The sequence below is a fragment of the Roseateles sp. genome (assembly GCF_046300915.1).
GTDB lineage: Bacteria > Pseudomonadota > Gammaproteobacteria > Burkholderiales > Burkholderiaceae_C > Kinneretia.
The window spans coordinates 11,173-29,245 of sequence record NZ_JBKCLH010000074.1; the positions used below are offsets into that span (position 1 = coordinate 11,173).

Annotated in this window: 21 protein-coding genes; 7 read left to right on the forward strand and 14 right to left on the reverse strand. The window is 67.2% G+C overall.

Annotated elements, in window-relative coordinates; translation table 11 throughout:
* The 9 genes from hisB to ACK5F2_RS05470 form a co-directional block, all read right to left on the reverse strand.
* Window positions 1-597 carry an imidazoleglycerol-phosphate dehydratase HisB gene (hisB, locus tag ACK5F2_RS05430; RefSeq protein ID WP_409863342.1) on the reverse strand — a complete coding sequence of 199 codons (597 nt, stop codon included), beginning with the start codon at window positions 595-597 and terminating at the stop codon, window positions 1-3.
* The gene (gene hisC, locus ACK5F2_RS05435) at window positions 594-1,682 is read right to left on the reverse strand and encodes a histidinol-phosphate transaminase (RefSeq protein ID WP_409863343.1); all 1,089 of its coding nucleotides are present in this window, start codon (window positions 1,680-1,682) and stop codon (window positions 594-596) included. Before hisC ends, hisB begins: the two co-directional genes overlap by 4 nt.
* Window positions 1,667-2,122: a PIN domain-containing protein gene (locus ACK5F2_RS05440; protein WP_409863344.1), complete on the reverse strand. Its 456-nt coding sequence runs from the start codon at window positions 2,120-2,122 to the stop codon at window positions 1,667-1,669. The genes hisC and ACK5F2_RS05440 overlap by 16 nt, the downstream gene beginning before the upstream one ends.
* Complete coding sequence (locus ACK5F2_RS05445) at window positions 2,119-2,343, reverse strand: CopG family transcriptional regulator (RefSeq protein WP_133603341.1); 225 nt, start codon at window positions 2,341-2,343, stop codon at window positions 2,119-2,121. The genes ACK5F2_RS05440 and ACK5F2_RS05445 overlap by 4 nt, the downstream gene beginning before the upstream one ends.
* Before the next feature lie 49 nt (window positions 2,344-2,392).
* Window positions 2,393-3,739, reverse strand: coding sequence for a histidinol dehydrogenase (gene hisD, locus ACK5F2_RS05450; RefSeq protein ID WP_409863345.1), 1,347 nt, complete (start codon window positions 3,737-3,739; stop codon window positions 2,393-2,395).
* Window positions 3,740-3,746: 7 nt separating this feature from the next.
* The gene (hisG, locus tag ACK5F2_RS05455) at window positions 3,747-4,385 is read right to left on the reverse strand and encodes an ATP phosphoribosyltransferase (RefSeq protein WP_409863347.1); all 639 of its coding nucleotides are present in this window, start codon (window positions 4,383-4,385) and stop codon (window positions 3,747-3,749) included.
* Between the two features lie 96 nt (window positions 4,386-4,481).
* Window positions 4,482-4,742, reverse strand: a complete 261-nt coding sequence (locus ACK5F2_RS05460) for a BolA family protein (protein ID WP_409863348.1) — start codon at window positions 4,740-4,742, stop codon at window positions 4,482-4,484.
* 27 nt (window positions 4,743-4,769) lie between these two features.
* Entirely contained in the window at window positions 4,770-5,540 is a 771-nt protein-coding gene (locus tag ACK5F2_RS05465; protein WP_409863349.1) for an ABC transporter permease, read from the reverse strand.
* The gene (locus tag ACK5F2_RS05470) at window positions 5,537-6,478 is read right to left on the reverse strand and encodes an ABC transporter ATP-binding protein (protein ID WP_409863350.1); all 942 of its coding nucleotides are present in this window, start codon (window positions 6,476-6,478) and stop codon (window positions 5,537-5,539) included. Before ACK5F2_RS05470 ends, ACK5F2_RS05465 begins: the two co-directional genes overlap by 4 nt.
* A gap of 196 nt (window positions 6,479-6,674) precedes the next feature.
* Between ACK5F2_RS05470 and ACK5F2_RS05475 the strand changes: the two genes are divergently transcribed.
* Both ACK5F2_RS05475 and ACK5F2_RS05480 read left to right on the forward strand, forming a co-directional pair.
* Entirely contained in the window at window positions 6,675-7,328 is a 654-nt protein-coding gene (locus ACK5F2_RS05475) for a TetR/AcrR family transcriptional regulator (protein ID WP_133603347.1), read from the forward strand.
* A gap of 46 nt (window positions 7,329-7,374) precedes the next feature.
* Window positions 7,375-8,148, forward strand: coding sequence for a hypothetical protein (locus ACK5F2_RS05480; RefSeq protein WP_409863352.1), 774 nt, complete (start codon window positions 7,375-7,377; stop codon window positions 8,146-8,148).
* 19 nt (window positions 8,149-8,167) lie between these two features.
* On the opposite strand, the gene ACK5F2_RS05485 is transcribed toward ACK5F2_RS05480, so the two are convergent.
* Entirely contained in the window at window positions 8,168-9,610 is a 1,443-nt protein-coding gene (locus tag ACK5F2_RS05485; RefSeq protein ID WP_409863354.1) for a wax ester/triacylglycerol synthase family O-acyltransferase, read from the reverse strand.
* 97 nt (window positions 9,611-9,707) lie between these two features.
* Between ACK5F2_RS05485 and ACK5F2_RS05490 the strand changes: the two genes are divergently transcribed.
* Complete coding sequence (locus ACK5F2_RS05490; protein WP_133603349.1) at window positions 9,708-9,959, forward strand: acyl-CoA-binding protein; 252 nt, start codon at window positions 9,708-9,710, stop codon at window positions 9,957-9,959.
* Window positions 9,960-9,983: 24 nt separating this feature from the next.
* On the opposite strand, the gene ACK5F2_RS05495 is transcribed toward ACK5F2_RS05490, so the two are convergent.
* Genes ACK5F2_RS05495 through ACK5F2_RS05505 form a run of 3 tightly spaced genes read right to left on the reverse strand, consistent with a single transcriptional unit; the run spans window position 9,984 to window position 13,434 of the window.
* The gene (locus tag ACK5F2_RS05495) at window positions 9,984-10,319 is read right to left on the reverse strand and encodes a polyhydroxyalkanoic acid system family protein (protein ID WP_409863355.1); all 336 of its coding nucleotides are present in this window, start codon (window positions 10,317-10,319) and stop codon (window positions 9,984-9,986) included.
* Window positions 10,319-11,380: an aminopeptidase gene (locus ACK5F2_RS05500; protein ID WP_409863356.1), complete on the reverse strand. Its 1,062-nt coding sequence runs from the start codon at window positions 11,378-11,380 to the stop codon at window positions 10,319-10,321. The genes ACK5F2_RS05495 and ACK5F2_RS05500 overlap by 1 nt, the downstream gene beginning before the upstream one ends.
* Window positions 11,377-13,434 (reverse strand): molybdopterin-dependent oxidoreductase, encoded by a 2,058-nt coding sequence (locus ACK5F2_RS05505; protein WP_409863357.1) that lies wholly within the window; start codon window positions 13,432-13,434, stop codon window positions 11,377-11,379. Before ACK5F2_RS05505 ends, ACK5F2_RS05500 begins: the two co-directional genes overlap by 4 nt.
* A gap of 120 nt (window positions 13,435-13,554) precedes the next feature.
* On the opposite strand from ACK5F2_RS05505, the gene ACK5F2_RS05510 reads away from it, so the two are divergent.
* The 3 genes from ACK5F2_RS05510 to ACK5F2_RS05520 all read left to right on the forward strand — a co-directional run bounded on the left by ACK5F2_RS05510 (window position 13,555) and on the right by ACK5F2_RS05520 (window position 17,082).
* Window positions 13,555-14,676: an ABC transporter substrate-binding protein gene (locus ACK5F2_RS05510; RefSeq protein ID WP_409863358.1), complete on the forward strand. Its 1,122-nt coding sequence runs from the start codon at window positions 13,555-13,557 to the stop codon at window positions 14,674-14,676.
* Between the two features lie 110 nt (window positions 14,677-14,786).
* A complete protein-coding gene (locus tag ACK5F2_RS05515; protein WP_409863360.1) occupies window positions 14,787-15,983 on the forward strand; it encodes a M20 aminoacylase family protein in 1,197 nt (398 codons plus the stop codon).
* A gap of 1 nt (window position 15,984) precedes the next feature.
* Entirely contained in the window at window positions 15,985-17,082 is a 1,098-nt protein-coding gene (locus ACK5F2_RS05520) for a M14 family metallopeptidase (protein ID WP_409863362.1), read from the forward strand.
* On the opposite strand, the gene ACK5F2_RS05525 is transcribed toward ACK5F2_RS05520, so the two are convergent.
* The gene (locus tag ACK5F2_RS05525; protein WP_162849478.1) at window positions 17,072-17,236 is read right to left on the reverse strand and encodes a hypothetical protein; all 165 of its coding nucleotides are present in this window, start codon (window positions 17,234-17,236) and stop codon (window positions 17,072-17,074) included. The genes ACK5F2_RS05520 and ACK5F2_RS05525 overlap by 11 nt on opposite strands.
* Before the next feature lie 148 nt (window positions 17,237-17,384).
* On the opposite strand from ACK5F2_RS05525, the gene ACK5F2_RS05530 reads away from it, so the two are divergent.
* The gene (locus ACK5F2_RS05530; RefSeq protein WP_409863364.1) at window positions 17,385-17,957 is read left to right on the forward strand and encodes a DUF1415 domain-containing protein; all 573 of its coding nucleotides are present in this window, start codon (window positions 17,385-17,387) and stop codon (window positions 17,955-17,957) included.
* The last annotated feature ends 116 nt before the right edge of the window (window positions 17,958-18,073 follow it).

Consider the following 18,073-nt stretch of genomic DNA (forward strand, 5'->3'; position numbering starts at 1 on the left):
TCAGAGCGTTCCCTTGGTGGACGGAATCACGCCCGCGCTGCGCGGGTCCAGGGTCATGGCCATGCGCAGCGCGCGGCCAAAGGCCTTGAACATGGTCTCGCATTGGTGGTGGGCGTTGTGGCCCTTGAGATTGTCCACATGCAGGCTCACCAGGGCGTGGTTCACAAAGCCCTGGAAGAACTCATAGGTGAGCTGGGTGTCGAAGGCGCCGATGGAGCCCGCGGTGAACTTGCAGTCCATCTCCAGACCCGGACGGCCCGAGAAATCGATCACCACGCGCGAGAGCGCCTCGTCCAGCGGCACATAGCTGTGGCCGTAGCGGGTGAGGCCCTTCTTGTCGCCCACGGCCTGGGCCACGGCCATGCCCAGCGTGATACCCACGTCCTCCACCGTGTGGTGGCCGTCGATATGCAGATCGCCTTGGGCCTCGATCTCCAGATCGATCAGGCCGTGGCGCGCGATCTGGTCCAACATGTGGTCGAAGAAGCCGATGCCGGTGTTCAGCTTGGCCTCGCCCGTGCCGTCCAGATTGACGCGCACGCGGATCTGGGTTTCCTTGGTATTGCGGCTGACTTCCGCGATGCGGGGGGTACTCATGACAGGCTTTCCTTGAGCGCGGCCAGCATGGCCGTGTTTTCTTCCGGCGTGCCTATGGTCAGGCGCAGGCAGTTGGCCAGCAGGGGGTGCATGGCCGAGACGTTCTTGATCAGCACGCCGCGCGCCTTCATGCCGGCAAAGGCCGCAGCCGCATCGGCCACCCGCGCCAGGATCATATTGCCCTGACTCGGAAAGGGCAGCACGCCGGGCAGGGCTTGCAGGGCGGCCATCACGCGTTCGCGCTCGGCGCGCAGCACACGCGCCTGCTCGGCATAGACCTCGGCATGCTCCAGGGCGAATAGGCCGGCCTCGGCATTGAGCACGCCCACATTGAAGGGCGGGCGGATCTTGTCGATCTCGTTGACCAGCGCCTGCTGGCCGATCAGGTAGCCGATGCGCACGCCGGCCAGGCCGAACTTGCTCATGGTGCGCATCACCAGCACATGGGCGTACTTGGCCAGCAGGCCCATCGCATCGCGCTCGGCAAAGGGCTGGTAGGCCTCGTCCATCACCACCAGACTGCCCACCGCACCCGCGGCCTGCACCAGGCGCTCGATCACGGCGGCGTCCCAGAGATTGCCGGTGGGGTTGTTCGGGTAGGCCAGATAAATCAGCGCAGGCTGCTCCCGCTCGATCGCGGCCCGCATGGCGGCCTCGTCCAGCTCGAAGTCGGGCGTGAGCGGCACGCCGACGAAGTCCAGGCCCTGGTAGCGCGCCGAGATGCCGTACATCACGAAGCTCGGCAGCGGCGACAGGATCTTGGCGCCGGGACGGCTGACCGCCATGGTCAGCATGGTGATGATCTCGTCCGAGCCATTGCCCAGGGTGATGCCGCAGCCCGCGGGCATGCCGGCATGGGCGGCCAGGGCGCGGGCCAGGTCTTGCGTGCGCTCGGCCGGGTAGCGGTTGATGGCCACCCGTCCCAGGCGCTCGCCCAGCTGCTGCTGCAGCGCCTCGGGCAGGCGGAAGGGGTTCTCCATGGTGTCCAGCTTGATCAGGCCGGCAGCGCTCTGCACCGCATAAGCCTGGGTGGCGCGCACATCCTCGCGGATGCGGGCCAGGGCCGGGTTCAGTCTCGGGTCCATGTGCTGGGAGGCTCCGTGAGCAAGGGGTTCAGGATCTGCACGCTGTCGTACTGCGCCGCGTGGGGCAGCTCCAGGCTCAGCAGGCGCTCGCAGCCCTGGGCCTTGGCGGCGGCCACGATCAGGGCGTCGGCATAGGCCAGGCCGAAGCGGCTTTCGATGGACCAGGCCGATTCCACGGTGGCATGGTCCACGGCCCAGGGATTCCAGCGCTGGTAGCGCCGCACCTCGGCCCGCGCATCGCCATTGGGCATGGGCGGCTGGATGCGCGTGGTGACCTGGCGGTAGAAGTCGTTGAGCACCTGGGTGGAGACGCGGCCGGCGCGCTGCTGCCACAGGCTCATCAGCCAGCCCAGGGCGCGGGCACGCTCGGCCGGCCGGGCGCCATCCTCGCTGAGGATGAGCACCGAGGTGTCCACGAAGACGAGGCCGCTGCCGCTCACCGGGGCGCCTCGCTGCGGCTGGGGTAGGGCTGGCCGTCCGAGGCCCAGGTGCGCTCGCGATGCAGCCAGTCCTGCAGCGCCCGCTCGTAGGCATCGTCCGAGCGCATCTTCTCGGCCAGCATCTCGCCCACCAGGCGCGAGACGCTGGTATTGCGCCGCGCCGCTTCCAGCCGGGCCCACTCGGCCACGCTGTCTTCCATGGTCACGGTCACGTTCTTCATGATGGACCGCAATTTAACACGAAGTTCGTGTTGCACGAACTTCGTGGTCTTACTTCAAGCGCATCTCCGCCGCCTGCGCATGCCCCTGCAGCCCCTCGCCATAGGCCAGCTCGGCCGCAATGGGGCCCAGCACCTGGGCGCCGGCCTCGCTGACCTCGATCAGGCTGCTGCGCTTCTGGAAGTCGTAGACGCCCAGGGGCGAGGAGAAGCGCGCGGTGCCCGAGGTGGGCAGCACATGGTTGGGGCCGGCGCAGTAGTCGCCCAGGCTTTCGCTGGTGTAGGCGCCCAGGAAGATGGCACCGGCATGGCGCAGCAGGGGCTCCCAGCGATGCGGATCGCGGCTGGACACCTCCAGATGCTCGGGCGCAATGCGGTTGGAGATCTCGCAGGCCTCCTCCATGGAGCGGGTCTGGATCAGGGCGCCACGACCCTCCAGCGAGGCACGGATCACATCGCGACGCGGCATGGTGGGCAGCAGGCGCTCGATGGACTCGCGCACGCGGGCGATGTAGTCGGCATCGGGGCAGAGCAGGATGCTCTGCGCCAGCTCGTCATGCTCGGCCTGGCTGAAGAGGTCCATGGCCACCCAGTCCGGCGGGGTCGTGCCATCGGCCAGCACCAGGATCTCGCTGGGGCCGGCAATCATGTCGATGCCCACCTGGCCGAACACATGCTTCTTGGCGCTGGCCACATAGGCATTGCCGGGGCCGGTGATCTTGTCCACGCGCGGCACGGTGGCCGTGCCATAGGCCAGGGCCGCCACGGCCTGGGCGCCGCCGATGGTGAAGGCGCGGTGCACGCCCGCCACATAGGCGGCGGCCAGCACCAGGGGGTTCTTCTCGCCGCGCGAGTCCTTGGACGCGCCATCCCTGCGGGCTGGCGTGGGCACCACCATGATGATCTCGGGCACGCCGGCCACCTGGGCCGGGATGGCGTTCATCAGCACGCTGCTCGGATAGGCCGCCTTGCCGCCCGGCACATAAATGCCCACGCGGTCCAGCGGGGTCACTTTTTGCCCCAGCAGAGTGCCGTCCTCGTCGCGGTAGCTCCAGCTCTGGCCGCAGGCGGCTTTTTGCTTCTCGTGGTAGCTGCGCACCCGGGCGGCGGCGGCCTCCAGGGCTTTGCGCTGGGCCGGGGTGATGGCCTCGAAGGCGGCCTTGAGTTCCTCGCGGCTCAGTTCCAGCGCGCCCAGCTGCCCGGCCGACACACCGTCGAAACGGGCGGTGTACTCCAGCACCGCGGCATCGCCGCGAGCACGCACATCGGCCAGGATCTCGGCCACGCGGGTCTCGATGGCTGCATCGGTCTCGGCCGACCAGTGCAGCACGCGCTGGAACTCGGCTTCGAACTCGGGGCTGGCGGTATTGAGCTGGCGCAGATTGAGAGGGGTCGTCATCGCGATCTCACTGGGGAATGGCGGTGGCAAAGGCGTCGATCAGCGCGCGCAGCGGCGCGCGCTTGAGCTTGAGCGAGGCCTGGTTCACCACCAGGCGGGAGGAGATGTCCATAATGCGCTCCACCTCCACCAGCTTGTTGGCGCGCAGGGTGCTGCCGGTGGAGACCAGATCCACAATGGCATCGGCCAGGCCGGTCAGCGGCGCCAGCTCCATGGAGCCGTAGAGCTTGATCAGGTCCACATGCACGCCCTTGTCGGCAAAGTGCTGGCGGGCGATCTGGGTGTACTTGGTGGCCACACGCAGGCGCGAGCCCTGCTTGACGGCGCTTTCGTAGTCGAAGTCGGCGCGCACCGCCACGCTCATGCGGCACTTGGCGATGTTCAGGTCCAGAGGCTGGTACATGCCGGCCAGGCCATGCTCGATCAGCACATCACGGCCGGCCACGCCCAGGTCGGCGCCGCCGTACTGCACATAGGTGGGCACGTCGGAGGCGCGCACCAGCACCACGCGCACATCCTCGCGGTTGGTGGGCAGGATGAGCTTGCGCGAGGTCTCGGGGTCTTCGAGCACCTCGATGCCGGCGGCCTTCAGCAGCGGCAGGGTTTCTTCGAAGATGCGGCCTTTGGACAGCGCCAGGGTGATCATGATTGCTTGTCGTCCTTCTGCTCGGGGGAGGAGGACGGCAGCGAGTCACCAGCAGGCGCGGCGCATCACCGCCATCCGCCTAGACGGATGGGGTGTTCAGGGATGGTGATGGGCCGGGGCGGAAGCAGCCTCGGCGGGTGTCAGGGTCTTCATCGACAGCGCGTGGATCTGCTCGCGCATGCGGTCGCCCAGGGCCTGGTAGACCCGCTGATGACGGCGCACCCGGTTCAGCCCCTCGAACTCGGTGGAGACGATGGTGGCGAAGAAATGCCGGCCGTCGCCTTCCACCTGCAGCTGCTCGCAGCGCAGGCCATCGGCGATGTATTGCTGGACTTCGGCGGGAGTGGGATCGGCCATGATGGGCGGCATTCTAGCGGCTGGTGTTTAGCCGCGGATTTTGTAGCCCCTTCGCAGCAGCTCCAGCGCAATGGCCGAGACCACCACAAAGGCCGTGCCCACGATGGTCAGGCTCAGCCAGGGCGAGACATCGCTGATGCCGAAGAAGCCCCGACGGAAGCCGTCGATCATGTAGAAGAAGGGGTTCAGATGGCTGATGCCCTGCCAGAAGGGCGGCAGCGACTTGATGGAATAGAACACGCCCGACAAAAAGGTCATGGGCATGATGATGAAGTTCTGGAAGGCCGCCATCTGGTCGAACTTCTCGGCCCAGAGGCCGGCGATCAGGCCCAGCGCCCCCAGCATGCCCGCGCCCAGGGCCGCGAACACCAGGATCCACCAGGGCTCGGCAAAGCTGGGCGGCGCAAACCACACCGTGACCAGGAACACGCCCGTGCCCACGGCCAGGCCGCGCACCACCGAGGCGCCCACATAGGCCATGAACCAGGCCCAGTGCGAGAGCGGCGTGACCAGCAGAAAGACCAGATTGCCGGTGATCTTGCTCTGGATCAGGCTGGACGAGCTGTTGGCAAAGCTGTTCTGCAGCACGCTCATCATCACCAGGCCCGGGATCAGGAAACTGGTGTAGCCCACCGCGTCATAGACCTTCACATGGTCTTCCAGCACATGGCCGAAGATCAGCAGATAGAGCACGGCGGTGAGCACCGGCGCGGCCACGGTCTGGAAGCTCACCTTCCAGAAACGCAGCACTTCCTTGTAGAACAGCGTCCGGGCACCCTGCAGCTTGATGGCGCTCATGCACCCACTCCTTGTTCTGCGCCATTCATGATTTCGAGAAACACGTCTTCCAGATCGGCGCGGCCGATCTCCAGGTCTTCCACCGGCACCTGGGCGGCGCGCAGCGTAGCCAGCATGGTCTCCACCTCGGCGGCGTCATGCGCCTTGATCTGCACGATGCGGCCGGTCACGCGCGACTGCGCGGCCAGCGCCGGCGGCAGGGCCGCATCGGTCTTGAAGCGCAGCATGGTGGAGGCGCGGCCCGAGAGCAGATCGCTGGTGCGGTCCAGCGCCACGACACGGCCGAGCTTGAGCATGGCGATGCGGTGGCACAGGGCCTCGGCCTCTTCCAGATAGTGCGTGGTCAGCAGCACCGTGTGGCCCTCGCGGTTCAGGCGCGCGATAAAGGCCCAGAGCGTCTGGCGCAGCTCCACATCCACGCCCGCGGTGGGTTCGTCCAGCACGATGACCGGCGGGCGGTGAACCAGGGCCTGGGCCACCAGCACCCGGCGCTTCATGCCGCCCGAGAGCTGGCGCATATTGGCTTTCGCCTTGTCAGCCAGGCCCAGGTTCTCCAGCAGCTCATCGATCCAGGCGCCATTGCCCTTGACGCCAAAATAGCCGCTCTGGATCTCCAGGGCCTCGCGCACGCTGAAGAAGGGATCGAACACCAGCTCCTGCGGCACGATGCCCAGGGCGCGGCGGGCGGCGGCATAGTCGGCCACCACATCGTGGCCCATCACCTTGACGCTGCCGCCGCTGGCCTGGGACAGGCCGGCCAGGATGGAGATCAGGCTGGTCTTGCCCGCGCCATTGGGGCCCAGCAGGCCGAAGAATTCGCCGGGCTGGATGTCAAAGGACACACCGTCCAGCGCGCGCACCGAGCCGCCCCGGTAGGTCTTGCTGACGTTCTGGAAGGAGATGGCCGGCGTGCCGGACTGCGGGGAAGACATGGGCATGATGGCGGCGGATTGTAGGGAGGCCGACCACCGGCTGCCGAAACAGGCCTTTTAGGCGCTGTTCAAGACAGCTCGCGCTGATCTGCCTCTTTCTTGCGCCAACACGCTTGAGGATGAGCACAGATCACAACAAAAAGACGGCTCCCGGCCTCCGCAGGCTGGGAAGCCCCGGCGCTTGATGCCAGAATCGGCGCCCATGGTCGTCAAGAAACCGCGCCGTACCGCCGAGCGCATCCTCGAAGTCACGCTGGATCTGTTCAATCGCTTCGGCGAACCCAATGTCTCGACCACGCTGATCTCGGCCGAGCTGAACATCAGCCCCGGCAATCTCTACTACCACTATCCGGCCAAGGACGAGCTGATCAACGCCCTGTTCGGGGCCTATGAGCGCGAGCTCAATCAGCTGCTGGGTGCCTCGGACAATGTGCGGCATGTGGAGGACGCCTGGCTCTTTCTGCACATGCTCATCGAGCTGGTCTGGAAGCACCGCTTTCTCTACCGCGACCTCAACGATCTGCTCAGCAAGAACCGCAAGCTGGAAACCCACTTCAAGGAACTGCTGGAGCGCAAGGGTCAGGCCATGCGCGCCCTGCTCTCGGGCCTGCAGCTGGGTGGGGCCATCCCGCGCCTGGACCCACGCGAGGCCGGTCCCCTGGCCGACTCCATGGTGGTCTTGCAGAGCTACTGGCTGAGTTATGAATATGTGCGCGACCCGCGTCACGCCCTGGAACCCGACCGCGCCGGTGCGGCTCTCATGCGCGGCGCCTTTCATGTGCTGAGCCTGCTGCTGCCCTATCTGGAGCCGGGTTCACGCGAGCATCTGCTGGGCCTGGCCGAGAAGTACCGCTAAGCCCATAGACACCCTGCCCTCACGGCCCGACAAGGAGACAGACAGCATGGCCAAGTGGACCGCCTTCCCCTACGACAACAGCGCCTTCCGCTACGACGCCGCCTCGCTGAAGAAGCACTGGGCCCGTCTGCATGCCGGCGATGCCGAGCCCTGGCCCAAGGACACGGCGGTGCAGCAGGCCTGGATCCACTTCCATGCCGGCGAGTTCCAGTTGGCGCACGAAGCCGGCCTGGCCGCCGGACCGGCCGGCATCACCGTGGCCAACAAGGCCCAGGCCATCTACGCCAACTACCTGGAAAAGAAGGAAAAGACCAAGCTGGAAATGTTCCTGGCCGTGGCCGAGCGGGCCGAGGCCCAGCAGGCCGAGGACCCCAAGAACGCCAACGCCTGGTACTGGCAGGCCTATGCCATCGGCCGCTACGGCCAGGGCATCAGCGTGGCCAAGGCCCTGGCCCAGGGCCTGGGCAGCAAGGTCAAGACCGCGCTGGAAAGCACCATCCAGCTCGCACCCAAGCATGCCGACGCCCATATCGCCCTGGGCGCCTTCCACGCCGAGGTGATCGACAAGGTGGGCAAGCTGCTGGGCAAGACCCAGGGCGCCGACACCGCCACCGGCCTCAAGATGTTCGAACAGGCGCTCAAGCTCAACCCGGGCAGCGCCATCGCCATGATCGAGCGCGCCAACGGCCTGGTCATGCTGGAGGGCGACAAGCGCCTCAAGGAGGCCGAGGCCCTGTATGCCGACGCCGCGGCCTGCCAGCCCATGGACGCCATGGAATACCTGGACGTGGCGCTGGCGCGGGAAGAGCTGGAAGACTAAAGAAAAGGGCCGGGCTCGGTCAGTCCTCGCCCCAAGGCAGCATCAGGGTGAGGGTCAGCAGGGTGTTGAACTCGGGGGCAAAGCCGCGCACCACGGCCGCCGGGTCGGGGCAGAGCTGGGCATCGGCAATCAGGCCGAACTGCACCTGGCCCGCATAGGTCAGCACCGAGACGCCCAGACCGATATCGCCGGACTGGGGCACCCAGAACATCACCCGTTCCACGGTCGAGCCGCAGAACTCCAGCGGCTGGGCCGGGCCCGGCACATTGGTCATCACCGCCGTGGCCTTGCGGGCAAAGATATTGAGCATGGCGTGCTGCACCGGCTTGATCAGCAGCCCCGCCACCGAGAGCAGGCCAAAGGCCAGCACCGGCTGGAAGCTGCCCTTGAGCTCCTGCATGCGCGCCTTGACCGCATAAAGCCGCTCCACCGGATTGGCAATGCCGATCGGCAGCACCAGGGGCACCAGACCGAACTGGTTGCCCAGCTGGTGCGCCTTCTCCTGCGAGCGCAGATTCACGGGCACCATGACCCGGATCTCCTTGCCCGCAGGGTCCTCACCCCGCTCGCTCAGATAGCGCCCCAGGGCGCCGGCCACGCAGGACAGCAGCACGTCGTTGACCGAGGCGCCCAGGCCCTTGCCCACCGCCTTGACGGCGTCCAGAGGCAGCAGCTCGGCCCAGGCCACCTGCTTGCGCTTGCCGGGCTTGCCCTTGAGCGAGGTGTGCGAGTCGTCGGGCATCAGGGCAAAGGCGGCGATATCGCTCACCGCCTGATAGCCCATGCGTGCCACCTCCAGGGAACCATCCAGCGGGTCCGGCGGGTTCACCAGGGTCTGCAGCCCCAGGCCCGCGCCGGCGCCGGCCAGGCGTATGGCCTTGATGCTGGCATTGCTCAAGGGGCGCAGCAGGGCGTCGCTCAACCAGTCATGGTCGTCCTGGGGCTGCTGCTGGCGCCGCGGCGGCGCCTTGCCGCCGTCGGTGATGGACAGCATCACCGAGATCAGGGCAATGCCATCGGCAATGCAGTGATGGATGCGCACGATCAGGGCGCTGCTGCCCGCCTCGTAGTCCTCCACCAGCTGGATCTGCCACAGGGGGTGGGCCGCATCCAGCGGCGTGGCGGCCAGCTCGCCCACGCGGGCCTGCAGGGCGGACTCGGCCGACTGCCCGCGCAGGGGCAGCAGGATTTCGGCCTGCAGATGGCGGCCGATGTCGAAGTCCTCGTCCTCCACCCACTGCGCGCCCAGAGCGTCTTCCACCACCTTCTGGCGAAAGCGGGTGTACTGCAGCAAGCGCGCTTCCACCCGCTCGCGCAAGGCGGCCAGCGAGAGGCGGGGCCGCATCACCCAGACCCCGACGATCATCATCAGATTGGCTTCGGTGTCCATGCGCAGCCAGGCGGTGTCCACCCGTGACATGCGTTCGAGCTGTGCTGCCAAACCTGTCTCCTTGTTCTGCATCTCGCGTGGTCTTCTAGAGTACCGCCCCCAGACAATGCTGGGTAACATCGCCGCCGTCCATACCGATCAACACCAAGCCCATCCCCCGGGAGACATGATGAGCCTCAAGGACCAATTCGAAGCCGCCGTTGCCGATTCCAAGAACCTGCCGGAGCGTCCGGACAATATGACCCTGCTGAAGATCTACGCGCTCTTCAAACAGGCCAGCAGCGGCGACGTCGAGGGCTCGCGCCCGGGCTTCACCGACATGGTGGGCCGCGCCAAGTACGACGCCTGGGCCGGTCTCAAGGGCACCAGCAGCGAAGAGGCGATGCAGCAGTACATCGACCTGATCGAATCACTGAAGTAATCAGTACCCAATCAAGGCGGGCGCTTAGCCCGCCTTGCTCTTCTTGCCAGCGGCTTTCTTCTTGGCCGGCTCGGCCGTCAGCAGCGCGTCCAGCGCGCCCTCGATCTCGCGCTCGATCTGGCCCTTGAAGGCGCCCAGCAGCAGGCCCAGCTTGGCGTTCAACTCAAAGTGATCGGGCGCCACGATCAGCTGGCCCTTGACCCCCGAGCGCACAAACTCCACCGTGTCGCTGGTCTTGCCCTCCAGCACCGTGCAGGCCATGTCGAACTTGGACTCGGCCTGCTCGGCCCAGGCCCAGGCAATCTCGCGGGCGCGCGACAGGCCCAGATCATGCTCGCGGTGAATCTTGATATCGGCCATCAGGGGCTGCTCCTTGTGCTGAGTTGTTGGCGGCGCTGCGCCTTGGGCAAGTCTGCCAGACGCCGGACCTCGGCGTAAAAACGCGGCCAGTCGCGCCCGCAGCGCTCGAACAAGCCCTCGAAGTCCGGCACCAGGCCCAGATAGGCCGCCTGGATGGCCAGGCTGGCATTGTTGGCGCCGGCCAGCCAGCCGGCATAGGCGGGCTGCAGCTCGGGCTCGGCCCGCAGCCGGGCAAAGAGCTCGGCCTTGGCCGCGCGCTTGGCGACCTCGTCCAGCGGCCCCGCGTACAGGGTCTGGAGCCGGGCGCGGTAGTCCTGGGTGAGGGTCCGAAAGCGCTCGCGCCGCTCCTGGCTGCGGCGGTACTGTTCGCGCGCCGCGGCATCGCCCTCGGCCGCCAGCCAGGCCTGCACGCCCAGACGCTCCACGGCCGTGGCGAAGGCCTCGTTGAACTCGGTGTCGTCCGCCGCATAGGCCACCTGGTGGGCCAGCTCGTGGAAGACCAGGCCTGCCAGCTCGCCCTCGGGATAGTGGATGAAGGTATTGAGCAGCGGGTCGCCGCCAAACAGCCAGCTCCAGCCCAGGGTGGAATAGGCCGGCACGCCGTAGACCAGCACGTCCAGGCCCTCGTCGCGCCGCAAGGCCGCGGCAAAAGCCTCGGCCTCGGCCCGGTCAAAAAAACCGCGGTAGCCCGCGCAGCCCATCACCGGGTAGCACCAGGTCTTGAGCTGCAGGCCCAGCTCGGGCGCGGCCACCACATTCCAGACCGCCGCGCCGCGCCCCAGGTCCGCATAGCGGCGGTAGCTGGCGTTGTCCGGCAGGGCCAGCTCGCGCGAGGCGAAGTCGCGGATGCGCTGGCTCAGGCGCAGGCGCTCACGCAGCTCGGGCGCCAGGGCCGGGTCCTGCAGCAGGCGCTCCACCGGCTGGGCCGCGCCCACCAGGCGCAGATGGCCCGAGGCCGCCTGGCCCAGATAGCCGATCTGGGCGCAGCCCGAGAGCAGCAGGGCCACCAACCCGACCAGCGCGGTCAGCCCGGCCAACCCGGCCCGCGAGGCCCGCTTCATGCGCCGGCGGGCTCCACCTCGACCAGGCAGTCGTAGAAGCTGGGCGCCTGGCCCAGATCGGTGAGGCGCTGGTGGGTCACCTCATTGACATTGCTGCCGCGCGGCCCCAGCTTGCGCCACCAGATACCCAGGCCATTGACCACACCGGGCCGCGCGCGCTCGCTGATGCGGGCCGTGCAGTGGTAGCTGCCGCGCTCGTTGAACACGCGCACAAGGCCGCCATCGGCCCGGCCACGCGCCGCGGCATCGTCGGCATGAATCTCCAGCAGGGGCTCGCCCTCGATATCCCGCAGGCTCTTGACGTTGACGAAGCTGCTGTTGAGGAAGTTGCGTGCCGGCGGCGAGATCATGGCCAGCGGAAAGCGCCGTGCCAGCTCGGGCGCGGACTGGGCGCTCTCGTAATTGGGCACATGGTCGGCCCCGCCGGCCTGGGCCTTGCCGCTGGGCGTAAAGAAGCCGCCCTCGGCAAAGGGCGCTTCTTTCAGCGGCAGGCTCTGCCAGCCCTGCGCGGCCAGGGCCTCGAAATCGATCTCGGCCGTGAAGGCCTGGCGGGCCAGCTGCTCGTCGCTCTCGGCGAAGCAGGGCTCGGTAAAGCCCATGCGGGCGGCCAGCTCGCGGAAGATCTGGGTATTGGGCTTGGCCTCGCCCAGGGGGGCCACGGCCGGGTGGTTGATCAGCACATCGGTGTGGCCGTAGCTGGTGTGCACATCCAGATGCTCCAGCTGGGTGGTGGCGGGCAGCACATAGTCGGCCAGATCGGCCGTGTCGGTCATGAAGTGCTCCAGCACCACGGTGAAGAGGTCGGCGCGTTGGAAGCCCCTGACCACCTTGGGCGACTCCGGCGCCACCGCCACCGGATTGCTGTTGTAGACGATCAGGGCCTCGACCTGAGGGCCGAAGTCCGCGCTGCTCTCGCGCAGCAGATCGTCACCGATGGTGCTCATATTGATGCTGCGCGGCTGGCGGCCGGCCAGCAGCTCGGGTCGGTCCAGGGCGGCGGTGTTCTTGTAGGCCGCGAACCAGCCGGAGCTGGAGAGCAGCAGGCCGCCCGCGCGGTGGCGCCAGGCGCCGGTCAGGCAGGGCAGCAGGGCAATCAGGCGCACCGCATTGCCGCCGCCGCGCACGCGCTGCATGCCGTAGTTCAGGCGGATGGCGGCGGGCGCCTCAAGGGCATTGCGCTGACCATAGTCGCGCGCCAGGCCGCGCACCTCGTCCGCGCTGATGCCGCAAACCTCGGCCACGCGCTCGGGCGGCCAGGCCAAGGCCTTGACGCGCAGCTCCTCCCAGCCTTCCACATGGCGGCCGAGATAGTCATGGTCCAGCCAGTCGTGCTGGATCAGCTCGTGCATCAGGCCCAGGGCCAGGGCACCGTCGGTGCCGGGCAGCAGGGCAATGTGCTGATGGCATTTGTCCGCGGTCTCGGTCTTGCGCGGGTCGATGCAGATCAGCTTGGCGCCCTCGCGCTTGGCCTTGTTGGCATAGGTCCAGAAATGCAGATTGGAGGCAATCGAGTTGCTGCCCCAGATCAGGATGAGCCGGCTCTCCGCGAAGAAGGGCAGGTGCATGCCCACGCGGTTGCCGTAGGTGGCGTTCAGGGCTGCGGCGCCGGCCGAGGCGCAGATGGTGCGCTCAAGCCGCGAGGCGCCCAGCTTGTTGAAAAAGCGCGCCGCCATGCCCTCGCCCTGCAGCAGGCCCATGGTGCCGGCATAGCTGTAGGGCAGGATGGCCTCGGGATTGCGCGCCGCAATCGCCCTCAGGCGCGCGGCAATGTCGTCCAGGGCCTCATCCCAGCTCACCGGCACGAAGCGCGGCGCCTCGGTCTTGGCGCTGATGCGCTTCAGGGGCTGCAGCAGGCGCTCGGGGTGGTAGGTGCGCTCCGGGTAGCGCGAAACCTTGGTGCACAGCGCACCATGCGTGCTGGGGTGGTCGGCCTGGCCCTGGACCTTGATCACCCGCTCCCCTTCCACCGTGATGCGCAGGGCGCAGGTATCCGGGCAATCGTGGGGGCAAGCACCTTTGACGATGCGGGTGGCGACGGTAACAGCAGGATTCATGCGTGAACTATTGCATAGGGTGCCCGACGCAGAGCCGGCTTGCCGACCCTGCGGCAAGGCGAAACACGGGGGTGGCGAGCACAATTCAAGCCATTATTGCTTGCCATCCGGAGAGTTCACTTGCGTCGTCGACAAAGCCTTAGCGCCCTCGCCAGCCTGGCCCTGGCCCCCTTGTGGGCGCAGGCCCAGGAGCGGCGCCGCATCGTGCTGGGCCAGTCCTGCCCGCTCACCGGCCCGGCCGCCCAACTGGGCCTGCAGATGCAGGCGGGTGCCAAGCTCTTCTTCGACGGTGTCAATGCCGCTGGCGGCATCAACGGCCTGCCCGTCGAGTTGCAGACCCTGGACGACGGCTACGAGCCCGATCGCTGCAAGGCCAATACCGAGAAGTTCATCGCCGAGGATGTGCTGGCCCTGTTCGGCTATGTGGGCACGCCCACCTCCCTGGCCGCCCTGCCCCTGGTCAACCAGCACAGACTGCCCTTCTTTGCACCGCTCACCGGTGCCGAGGCGCTGCGGGAACCGGGCAATCGCTGGGTCTTCCATCTGCGCGCATCCTATGACGACGAGACCGCCCTGATCGTCAAGCAGATGACCCAGCTGGGGCTGAACAAGATTGCCGTTTTCCATCAGAACGACGCCTACGGCCGTGCCGGCCTGGACGGCGTGCAGAAAGCGCTGCTGGCCCGCAAGCTGGCGCCCCAGGGCGTGGCCACGGTGGAGCGCAACAGCGTGAACGTAGCGGCCGCCGTCAAGACCCTGGTAGCCGCCCAGCCCGATGGCATCGTCTTGGTCAGCGCCTACAAGAGCTGCGCGGCCTTCATCCGCGAGGCCCGCAAGGCCGGTTATGGCGGCGTGTTCTACAACGTTTCCTTCGTCGGCACGCAGGCCTTGTCGGACGAGCTGGGCAAGGAGGCCTCGGGCGTGGTGATCAGCCAGGTCATGCCCTACCCCTTCGGCAACGCCACCGGCGTGGTGGCCGAATACCAGGCCGCCCTGCAGCGTGCGGGCGGCACGCTCAAGCCCAACTACACCAGCATCGAGGGCTATCTGGCCGCCAAGGTGCTGTGCGAGGGCTTGCGCCGCATGGCCAAGCCCAGCCGGGACGGCTTGGTCAACGCCCTGGAGTCCATGGGCAACTACAACGCGGGCGGCTTCACGGTGCGATTCGCGCCCGGCCGCCGCGAGGCGTCCAGCTTTGTCGAGCTGTCGATGCTGACGGGGGACGGCAAGGTCCGGCGCTAAGGCGTTGCGACCCCGCGGCGGCGCCTGCAGCGCCACAACCCCACGGGTAAACTCAAGACGAACGGCGGCCCGCTGCCCTGCGCGGGCCGCTCTTTTTCCGGAGTGCCGCCATGAAGTTGATCGATTCCATCCTGGCCGATGCCCCCAGCATCGCCACCCTGCGACGCGACATCCACGCCCATCCGGAGCTGTGTTTCGAGGAAGAACGCACCGCTGATCTGATCGCCCGTGCGCTCACCGAATGGGGTATTCCCGTGCATCGCGGCCTGGGCAAGACCGGGGTGGTGGGCATCGTCAAGAACGGCACCTCGGATCGCGCCGTGGGTCTGCGCGCCGACATCGACGCCCTGCCCATGACCGAGCACAACCACTTCGCCCACGCCAGCAAGCACCCGGGCAAGATGCACGCCTGCGGTCATGACGGCCACACCGCCATGCTGCTGGCTGCTGCCAAGCATCTGGCCAAGCACCGCAACTTCGACGGCACCGTCTACCTGGTCTTCCAGCCCGCTGAAGAAGGCGGCGGCGGCGCCCGCGAGATGATCAAGGACGGCCTCTTTGAGAAGTTCCCCATGGAGGCCATGTTCGGCGCCCACAACTGGCCCGGCATGGCGGCCGGCCAGTTCGCGGTGAAGAGCGGCCCGGTCTTTGCGTCCAGCAACGAATTCAAGATCACCATCCGCGGCAAGGGCTCGCACGCCGCCCTGCCCCACAACGGCATCGACCCGGTGCCCGTGGCCTGCCAGATGGTGCAGGCCTTCCAGACCATCATCACCCGCAACAAGCGCCCCATCGATGCCGGCGTGATCTCGGTCACCATGATCCATACCGGCGAGGCCACCAATGTGGTGCCCGACAGCTGCGAGATCCAGGGCACGGTGCGCACCTTCACGATCGAGGTGCTGGACCTGATCGAGCGCCGCATGCGGCAAATCGCCGAGGCCACGGCCCAGGCCTTCGAGGCCACGGTGGAGTTCGAGTTCAGCCGCAACTACCCGCCCACCACCAACCATCCCAAGGAGACCGAGTTCGTGCGCTCGGTGCTCGGCGATATGGTGGGTGCGCAGAACGTGCATGAGTTCGAGCCCACCATGGGCGCCGAGGACTTCAGCTACTACCTGCTGGAGAAGCCCGGCTGCTACTTCCTGATCGGCAATGGCGATGGCAGCCACCGCGAGGGCGGCCACGGCATGGGGCCCTGCATGCTGCACAACCCCAGCTACGACTTCAATGACGAGCTGATTCCCCTGGGCGGCTCCATGTGGGTGCGCATGGCCGAGACCTGGCTCAACTCGCCCAAGCCCTGAGATGAGCGCCGCCGCCCATTTCGCGCAGAGCTATGCCGAAGCGCGCCAGAAGTTCCTTGCCGCGGCCGAGGCCGCCCGACTGGATGTCGAGGCGCACTGGCATCCGCTGCTGGGGCGGGATGGCGAGCGACTGGCCATGGATGTGCTGCGCCAGGGACCGCGCGATGCCCGGCGCCTGCTCATCATCAGCAGCGCCTGTCATGGCGTGGAGGGCTTTTGCGGCTCGGGCATCCAGACGGCCCTGCTGCGCGACCCGATGTGGCACGAAACGCTGCAAGCCCTGCCCGATCTGGCCGTGCTCTATATCCACGCGCTCAACCCGCATGGCTTTTCCTTCTGGCGGCGCGTGACCCAGGAGGGGGTGGATCTCAACCGCAATTTCCACGATTTCGCCCACCATGCGGCCCTGCCGGCCAACCCGGGCTATGAAGAGATCGCGTCCGCCCTGCTGCCGGCCCACTGGCCGCCCAGCCCGGCCGACGAGGCGGTGCTGCGCGACTACGCCGACCGCCACGGTGAGCGTGGCCTGCAGACCGCCGTGAGCAGCGGTCAGTACACGCATGAGCTGGGCTTGTTCTACGGTGGCCATGCCCCAACCTGGAGCAATGTGACCCTGCGCCATGTGCTGGCCGAGCAGGGCCGGGATGCGCAGCACATCGCCTGGATCGACCTGCACACGGGCCTGGGTCCTTGCGGTCATGGCGAGCGCATCTGGGCCGGCCGCGACGACGCGGCGTCCATTGCCCGCGCCCGCCAGTGGTGGGGGCCGGAAGTGACCTCCATCTACGACGGCAGCTCCAGCTCCGCCCCGCTGCAGGGCCTGATGTGGAATGCCATCCACGAGGCCTGTCCCTCGGCCACCTACACGGGCATTGCCCTGGAGTACGGCACCGTGCCCTGGTCCCAGGTGGTCGATGCGCTGCGTGCCGACCATTGGCTGGAGGCCCATCCGGAGGCGCCGGCCGAACTCGCTGCCACGATCAAGCGCCAGATTCGCGATGCTTTCTATGTGGATCGCGAGGACTGGAAGCAGCAGCTGGTGGAACAGGCCGCAGTCGCGGCCCGTCAGGCACTGATCGGCCTGGCGTCTAGTCGCTGATCACGGCCTCGTTCGCGGCCGGCGGGCCGGAGGGCGGCAGGGGCTGGCCGTCCATGGGCGAGGCGGCCGACTTGCGCTGGGCCTTCTCGTCCTTCTTCTTCTTCTTGGCGAGCTCTCGCTGTCGCTTCTCGAACTGGTAGTTCGGCTTGGCCATAAAGAGCTTTCTCGGTTTGACAATCCCCGACCATACCCCAGTTGAGCACCGTCTCGGCGCCAGACCTCGAGATATTGTGCTGCGCAGCAAAGACCTGCACACAATGCCTGGCCGGCAACACGCGCGGGCGGCCTGCTAGGCTTGGCATATGAGTGAACACACTTCCAAGCTCCCAACTGCCGACCAGGTGCAGGCCGAAACCCAGCTGTGGCTGGAGAAAGCCGTGATCGGTCTGAACCTCTGCCCCTTCGCCAAGAGCGTGCATGTGAACCAGCGCCTGCGCTATGTGGTGAGCGAGGCCGCCACGCCCGAGGCCCTGCTCAAGGAGCTGGCGCACGAGCTGCTGTTGTTGCGCCGCAGCGACCCCGAGGAGATCGAGACCACGCTGCTGATCCATCCGCAGGTGCTGGACGACTTTCTGGATTTCAATGACTTCCTCGGCGCCGCCGACGCCCTGGTGGAAGACCTGGAGCTGGACGGTCTGCTGCAGGTCGCCTCCTTCCATCCGGACTACCAGTTCGAGGGCACCGAGCTCGAGGACATCAGCAACTACAGCAACCGCTCCCCCTACCCCACCCTGCATCTGCTGCGCGAGTCCAGCATCGAGCGTGCGGTGGAGACCATGGAGGACACCGACAGCATCTACGAGGCCAATATCCAGACCCTGGAGAAGCTGGGGCTGGAGGGTTGGAAGGCCCTGGGCCTCAAGACCAGAAGCTGACAAGGCACGCAAAAGGCGTCGCCAGGCGCGTCGGCAGCAGGCGCCTCCCCATCGGGCGCGCGGCCATGCAAGCCCCCGGGCCGGCGCGCTCCACCGGCGTGGCATAGACTCCCGGC